Source organism: Candidatus Fusobacterium pullicola (genome assembly GCA_018883725.1).
GTDB classification, from domain to species: Bacteria; Fusobacteriota; Fusobacteriia; order Fusobacteriales; family Fusobacteriaceae; genus Fusobacterium_A; species Fusobacterium_A pullicola.
In genome coordinates this window covers 21115-27552 of record JAHLFN010000041.1, presented here as the reverse complement: position 1 = coordinate 27552, position 6438 = coordinate 21115, and the positions used below count along the sequence as shown (strand labels likewise).

Genomic DNA, 6438 nt, shown 5'->3' with positions numbered 1-6438 from the left:
AGTATATTTGATTTATGCGAAATTATGTTACCAGTAGTTGAATAGAAAGGGAGCCTTCAACAAAAATGTTGAAAACTCCCTCTATTTGGCTATTTTTATTTTTTGTAAAAACTCATAGCTGAGTAGTTACTCAGATTTTTAAAAGCTTTCCATAATCCATCTTTTTCAACTGAATCAGTTATATGAGTAGCCACTTCTTTTATTTCTGGGCCACCGTTACCCATAGCTACTCCGATTTTGCAACATTTAATTAAAAATTAAAGAACAGATCAATAGTTTCATCATCAGTAGTTTCACCAACATAGGAACCAATAATAAATACAATTGAACTAACAAATAGTACAGGAACAATATTATGCATTCCTAAGATTGATACTTTGCATACAGTTAGATATATAAATGTTATAAATCCAAATATCATAGAAGCTACAGCTCCAGTTGCGTTAGCTCTTTTCCAAAATAATCCAAAAACAATTGGACAGAAAAAAGTTGCTTCTAATCCAGCAAAAGCAAAAAGATTAATCCATACTAATAGATCAGGAGGATTTAATGATAATAGAAAAACTATTATTCCAAAACCTAGAGAGGTCATAAGAGAGAGTTTTTTTATCTTCTCTACAGAAGCATTTCTATCTATATAGTGTAAATATAAATCTTTTACAATAGTGGCTGAAGACATAATAAGTAATGAATCAACAGTTGACATTATAGCAGCTAGTGGACCACCGATAAATATTCCAGCAAGAATAGGATGAAGATGTTTTAGAGCAAGGATTGGAATTATTTTATCCCCAATCTCAATATTTGGCTCAATAGCTACTCCCATAACTCCAACTAAGTGCATTCCCAACATTAGTAAACCAACTACAGAGGTTCCAATAATCATAGCTCTATGAAGAGATCTACTATCTTTAAATCCCATACATCTTACAGCTGTAGAGGGATATCCTAGTAATCCAATACCAACTAAAACCCAAAAGGATAGAATAAAAGGCAGGGCAATATTACCATTAGAAGTTGGAGTTAACATCTCTGGATTTGTTTTAGCAATGGTAAGCATTATATTTTCCATTCCCTTTCCATGTTTTAGAAGTGTGTAAAATAGAACTCCAGTAGCTAAAAGCATTACAACTCCTTGAATAGCATCTGTGATAACTACAGCTCTAAATCCTCCAAAAGATGTATAAGCAATTACAACTGATGAGAATATTATTAATCCTGTTAAATATGAAAAACCAGTTACTGTTTCAAAAAGTCTTGCTCCTCCAATAAACTGTGCTACAATTGTTCCAATAAAAAATATTAGCATAGTAACAGAGGAGAGAATAACAACAATATCACTTTTATATCTTACTCTGAGTAAATCTATTATAGTGACTCCATTTATTCGTCTTGAGATAATGGCCAATTTTTTTCCGATAATTCCTAAGGTAAAGAAGGCTGTTGGAACCTGTATACAGGCAAGTAAAACCCAACCAAGTCCTAATTTATAGGCAATACCAGGCCCACCTATAAATGAACTTGCTCCAACATATGAAGCTATAATGGTCATAGCTAAGACGAAGCCACCCATATTTCTACTACCAATAAAGTATTCTTCAGAAAAATCTACCTCTTTACTATTTTTTATTTGATTGACTTTATAGGCAATTCCTAACATTGTTAAAAGATAAAGAATAATAGGGATAATTATTAACATTTTTCCTCCTCCTCTAAAGAAGTATTTTTGAAAAAGAAGGTAACTACAATGAAAACTAAGATGTTTATAACAATTAATCCCAATACACAGGAATAGAAAAACCATTCAGGTAATCCTAAGATATATTTAAAATTTTTAACATCTTCACTATCTGTGTGAAGATATGCAAAGTAGTACCACCATCCAAAATAGAAGATATATAGTATTAAAGTAATAATTATTTCTTTATTTATCTGTTTTGCTCTCAATATTATCACCTATAAATTAAAGAAGTTTTTCAAATATACAGCTACACCATCCTCTTTATTAGAAAGTGTTGTTATAGAAAATTTTTCTTTTAGAATATCTTGAGCATTTTCCATTATTACAGGATGTCCTACAGTTTTAAGCATATCTAGGTCATTTTCTCCATCTCCAAATGCCATAAAATCATTAGGAGTAAGATTAAAAATTTTAGCAAGATTTTCTATTCCTGTTCCCTTTGTACAATTTTTAGGGGCAATATCTAGACAAGTAGCTTGAGATAACATAATCTCTGCTAAATGAGAGAACTTCTCTTTTAAAATAGCTACAAGTTCAATTAATACCTCTGGATTTTGATTAGTTACAATTATTTTATTTAAAGATGGAATATCCTCTTCCCTATCTACTCCAATCTCTGTAAAAAGAGGTCTACTAGTAAAATCCTCTACAGGTTCTTCATTACTATGGAAGAGAAATTCATTTTGAAAGGCACTGTAAAAGAGGTTGTTTCTTCTAATTTCCTTTAAAATTTGAGTAACAACATCTTGAGGAATTCTTTCATCAAAGATACACTCTCCCTCTGGAGTATATATATTAGCTCCATTGTTACATATTAGATAGGGAGTGATACCAAGTTGTTTTAAAATATCTTGTACTCCCTGTTGTCCTCTTCCAGTAGCTATAGCAAAATTTACACCGTTATCGACTAATTTTTTAATAGTTTCAACAGTATAGTCACTAACTACGTTACGAGAGTGTAATAATGTTCCATCTAAATCTGATACAACAAATTTCATTTAGTAAATCACCTCATATAAAAAATATACTCTATTTTACCTTAAATTTTAAAAATTAGAAAGAAAAAATTAAAATAGATTTCAGATAAAATAAAAAAAGGAGTATTTTAGCAGACAGTTTTCTGGTGAAACACTCCTTTTAATATATTATTAATAGTTTTATTGATTGCTTGAAACAGGTGCTTGAGCTTGCGTAGTAAAGCTATTTTCAAATCTCTCTCTCATATTTGTAGTTCTATTTTTAGCCTCTTGAGTAGCAATTTCAATATTTAATTTTTCTATTTTATTCCAATTAGGTTTATCATTCAATAACTCTTTTCTAATCTCAAGTTTTTTCTCTTCAATCATTATTTTAGCTCTTTCAAGTTCAGAGTTTGTTCTACAATTTCCCTTTCTCATTTTAAGCATGTATGGTGGAACAGGAGTAGAATCATCTTTTAAATCATGCATTCTAGCAAATCCAGTTGAGCTAATAGCTAATATCATCATTGTTCCAATTAATATCTTTTTCATAATACATCACTCCCTAATATCTTATCTTTTTATTTGTCTAAATTATAAATTTATTTTATGTCCTCAATATGTCAAAATAAATTTGAAATGGTTTTCCTCTATCTCAATCGAATAGTTGAAAGAGTGTAAATCTAAAATTCTCTTAATTAGAGATAGACCGAGTCCACTCCCATCAATATTTAATTCTGTAGCGGAGGTACCTCTATAAAATGGTTGAAATAGTTTATCAACACTTACTTTTTCAGCTAAATACATTGGATTTTTAAAAACTATACCATTTCCTATGGAATAAACCTCAATGATAGAATCCTCTGGGGAGTATTTGAGGGCATTATTAACCAAGTTATCTATAACAACTTTAAAAAGTTTTTTATTGATAAAAAGGGTAAAATCTTTCAATTTAATCTCCCACTCTATATTTTTTTGTAGCTCTAAAAGTTCAAATTTTTCTATGCTTTCATGTAGTAATGTGAGTACGGAATACTCCTCTTTTTCAATATTTTTTTCAAGAGAGGATAGTTTAGATATAAGGAGCAGATCACTTACTAAGCTACTCATCTCCTTACTTTCTTTTAAAATAACCTTGTAATAATCTTTTTTTAATTTTTCATCATTAACAGTACCGTTTAATAGAGCTTGAGCATGAGTATTGATAACTGTGATAGGGGTTTTTAATTCATGTGAAGCATTTGAAACAAAACTATTTAGATTTTCAATAGACGAGGAGATACTCTTAGACATGATATTTATATTTTTACCTAACTCGTTTAACTCATCTGATGTATTTAAAACAACCTCTTCTGAAAAATCTAGGTTAGTAATCTGCTTCGCTACTCTGTTGAGCTCAGATATATTTTTAGTAATTTTTTTAGTAAAAAATTGACAGATAAATATACTTAAAATCATAGTTAAAACTAAGGTTATCATATGAAGAGAGTAAACCTCGTGTCTATGGCTACTCATAACAGAAAGTGAGGTTGTAACAAAGAGAATATCTTCGTTGGATAGTTCCTCTCTATATATTAATAGCATTACCTTTGAAAAAGGAAGTTGTTTTATATGAAATCCATCTTCATCTTGGTAAAAATCCTCATTTTCTTTCTTAGTAGAATAGCTGTAATAGTTATCCTCTGTTTCTTTAGAAACTACATATATATTTATTCCCTCTTTATTTCTTAGTTCAGAAGCATAGTCTTTAAAAATATACTCATCTACAGATAGTTTTTTAGCATTTTTTACTATCTCTAAAATCTCACTTTTTTTTCTATTGATATAGAAAGAGTCGGCTAAAAATGTACTGAAGAGATAACTTACAGTTATAGTAAAAATAATTAAAAACATAGATAGAGAGAATATCTTTTGAAAAAGATTAATTTTTATTTTCATCAAAACTGTACCCCATTCCTCTTATAGTTTTTAATAGAAAATTGTAGTCACCAAGTTTTTTACGTATTCTTTTTACAAGGGTATCCACTACTCTGTCATCTCCTTCAAAATCAAATCCCCAGATCTCATTTAAAAGGTAATCTCTAGAGAAAATAATCCCCTTATTTTTTATCATATATTCAAGAAACTGTATCTCTCTTCTAGTAAGCTCAATACTTTCACCGCTTATATTGATCTCTCCCTTCTTTATATCTATTGATAGAGATTCAAATTTATATATATTGTTATCATCTAATTTTAGTAATTTTTTAACCTTAAGTAAGAGAATTTTTAAATTAAATGGTTTAGTTATATAGTCGTCAGCTCCAATACTAAGTCCAGTATATTCATCAGCATCAGAATCTCTAGCTGTCATCATAATAATAGGAACATTAGAAGTTTTACGAATTTCCTTACACACCTCCCAACCAAGTTTTTTTGGTAGGTTGATATCAAGTAAAATCAAGTCAGGTTTCTCTTCGTAAAATTTATCTACTCCAATTTCTCCATCAAAAGCTTTTATAACTTCAAAATCTTCCTGTGAAAATGTATCATAAAGAACTTGAGTAAGCTCTTTTTCATCCTCTATAATTAAAATTTTTCTTTTCATATCTCCAATCCTTTTTATAAATTTTTAGAATAAAGGGAGAAAAACTTACCATTCATAGTAAACTCTTCTCCCTAATTTAAAAAATTTTAATCTAATTAGTTTTGGCTAGCTGTAAGCATGAAAGGAACTACTTGTTTCTTTCTAGAAACTACTCCCTCTAACCAAGCAGTTTTATTTTCTAATTTTACATTGAAAGCTTTTTCTACTAACTCTGGGCATTTTCCAACAGTTAACACATAAGAACCAGCTTTAATGATATCAGTTATAACAAGTACAAATAGATCATAGTTTGCTTTTTCACTCATAGAGTTCATAGCAGTTTCTAATTCAGCTTGAGTATTTAAAAGTCCAGCTACATCAACAGTATTAACTTGAGCAACAGCTACTTTTTTACCATTCATATCAAACTCTTTCATATCTATTGTGATAACTTCTTCTGGAGTTTTATCAGATAATGAAGTTCCTTCAATAAGAAGTTTCATTCCATAATCTTCAAAATTTTCCTCTCCACAGATTTTAGAAAGCTCTTTTACAGCTTCAACATCTTCAGGTGTGCAAGTTGGAGATTTGAATAATAAAGTATCAGAGATGATAGCACTCATCATAAGTCCAGCTGCCATCTTAGATGGAGTAATTCCAGCTTGTTTGAATAATCTATATACTAAAGTACAAGTACATCCAACTGTATCAGCAGTAATTTTTAAAGGCTCATCAGTAACTAAGCCAAATTTATGGTGATCAACAACTTCTATTATTTTAGCATTTTCAATTCCATCAGCTGTTTGTATTTTTTCGTTGTGGTCAACTAAAATAACCTCTTTTTTACCATTTTCATCTGGATTTACATTTTCTATAAATAGAGGTGCTTCAGCTCCAAAGTGGTTTAGAGCAAATTGAGTTTCTCTACTTACATTTCCAAGTCTACAAGGTACAACATTAACACCTTGAGCATTTTTTAACTCAGCGAAAGATATTGCTGAACATATAGAATCAGTATCTGGATTTTTATGTCCAAAAACAAGAATTTTTTTCATAACTCCTCCTTAAAAATATATATTTACTTAAATATAATACCATTTTTTTTAAGATTTAGGAATAGGAAAAATAAAAAAAGCAAGGAAATAGAAGAGATGAATTGAAAAAAACTTAGA

General features: G+C 29.6%; 8 protein-coding genes. All 8 read right to left on the bottom strand.

Features of this window, described 5'->3' with window-relative positions; all coding sequences use genetic code 11:
- Window positions 1-95: 95 nt before the first annotated feature.
- The 8 genes from IAA47_04770 to IAA47_04735 all read right to left on the bottom strand — a co-directional run bounded on the left by IAA47_04770 (window position 96) and on the right by IAA47_04735 (window position 6321).
- Entirely contained in the window at window positions 96-224 is a 129-nt protein-coding gene (locus IAA47_04770; GenBank protein MBU3842284.1) for an HAD hydrolase family protein, read from the bottom strand.
- A gap of 26 nt (window positions 225-250) precedes the next feature.
- Window positions 251-1699 carry a sodium/pantothenate symporter gene (gene panF, locus IAA47_04765; GenBank protein MBU3842283.1) on the bottom strand — a complete coding sequence of 483 codons (1449 nt, stop codon included), beginning with the start codon at window positions 1697-1699 and terminating at the stop codon, window positions 251-253.
- Window positions 1693-1950: a YhdT family protein gene (locus IAA47_04760; protein ID MBU3842282.1), complete on the bottom strand. Its 258-nt coding sequence runs from the start codon at window positions 1948-1950 to the stop codon at window positions 1693-1695. The genes panF and IAA47_04760 overlap by 7 nt, the downstream gene beginning before the upstream one ends.
- A 6-nt stretch (window positions 1951-1956) precedes the next feature.
- Complete coding sequence (locus IAA47_04755; GenBank protein ID MBU3842281.1) at window positions 1957-2739, bottom strand: HAD family hydrolase; 783 nt, start codon at window positions 2737-2739, stop codon at window positions 1957-1959.
- Window positions 2740-2898: 159 nt separating this feature from the next.
- Entirely contained in the window at window positions 2899-3252 is a 354-nt protein-coding gene (locus IAA47_04750; GenBank protein ID MBU3842280.1) for a hypothetical protein, read from the bottom strand.
- A 63-nt stretch (window positions 3253-3315) separates the two neighbouring features.
- Window positions 3316-4638: a HAMP domain-containing histidine kinase gene (locus tag IAA47_04745; protein ID MBU3842279.1), complete on the bottom strand. Its 1323-nt coding sequence runs from the start codon at window positions 4636-4638 to the stop codon at window positions 3316-3318.
- Window positions 4622-5287, bottom strand: coding sequence for a response regulator transcription factor (locus tag IAA47_04740; protein MBU3842278.1), 666 nt, complete (start codon window positions 5285-5287; stop codon window positions 4622-4624). Before IAA47_04740 ends, IAA47_04745 begins: the two co-directional genes overlap by 17 nt.
- Before the next feature lie 95 nt (window positions 5288-5382).
- Window positions 5383-6321, bottom strand: a complete 939-nt coding sequence (locus IAA47_04735; GenBank protein MBU3842277.1) for a manganese-dependent inorganic pyrophosphatase — start codon at window positions 6319-6321, stop codon at window positions 5383-5385.
- Window positions 6322-6438 lie beyond the last annotated feature (117 nt).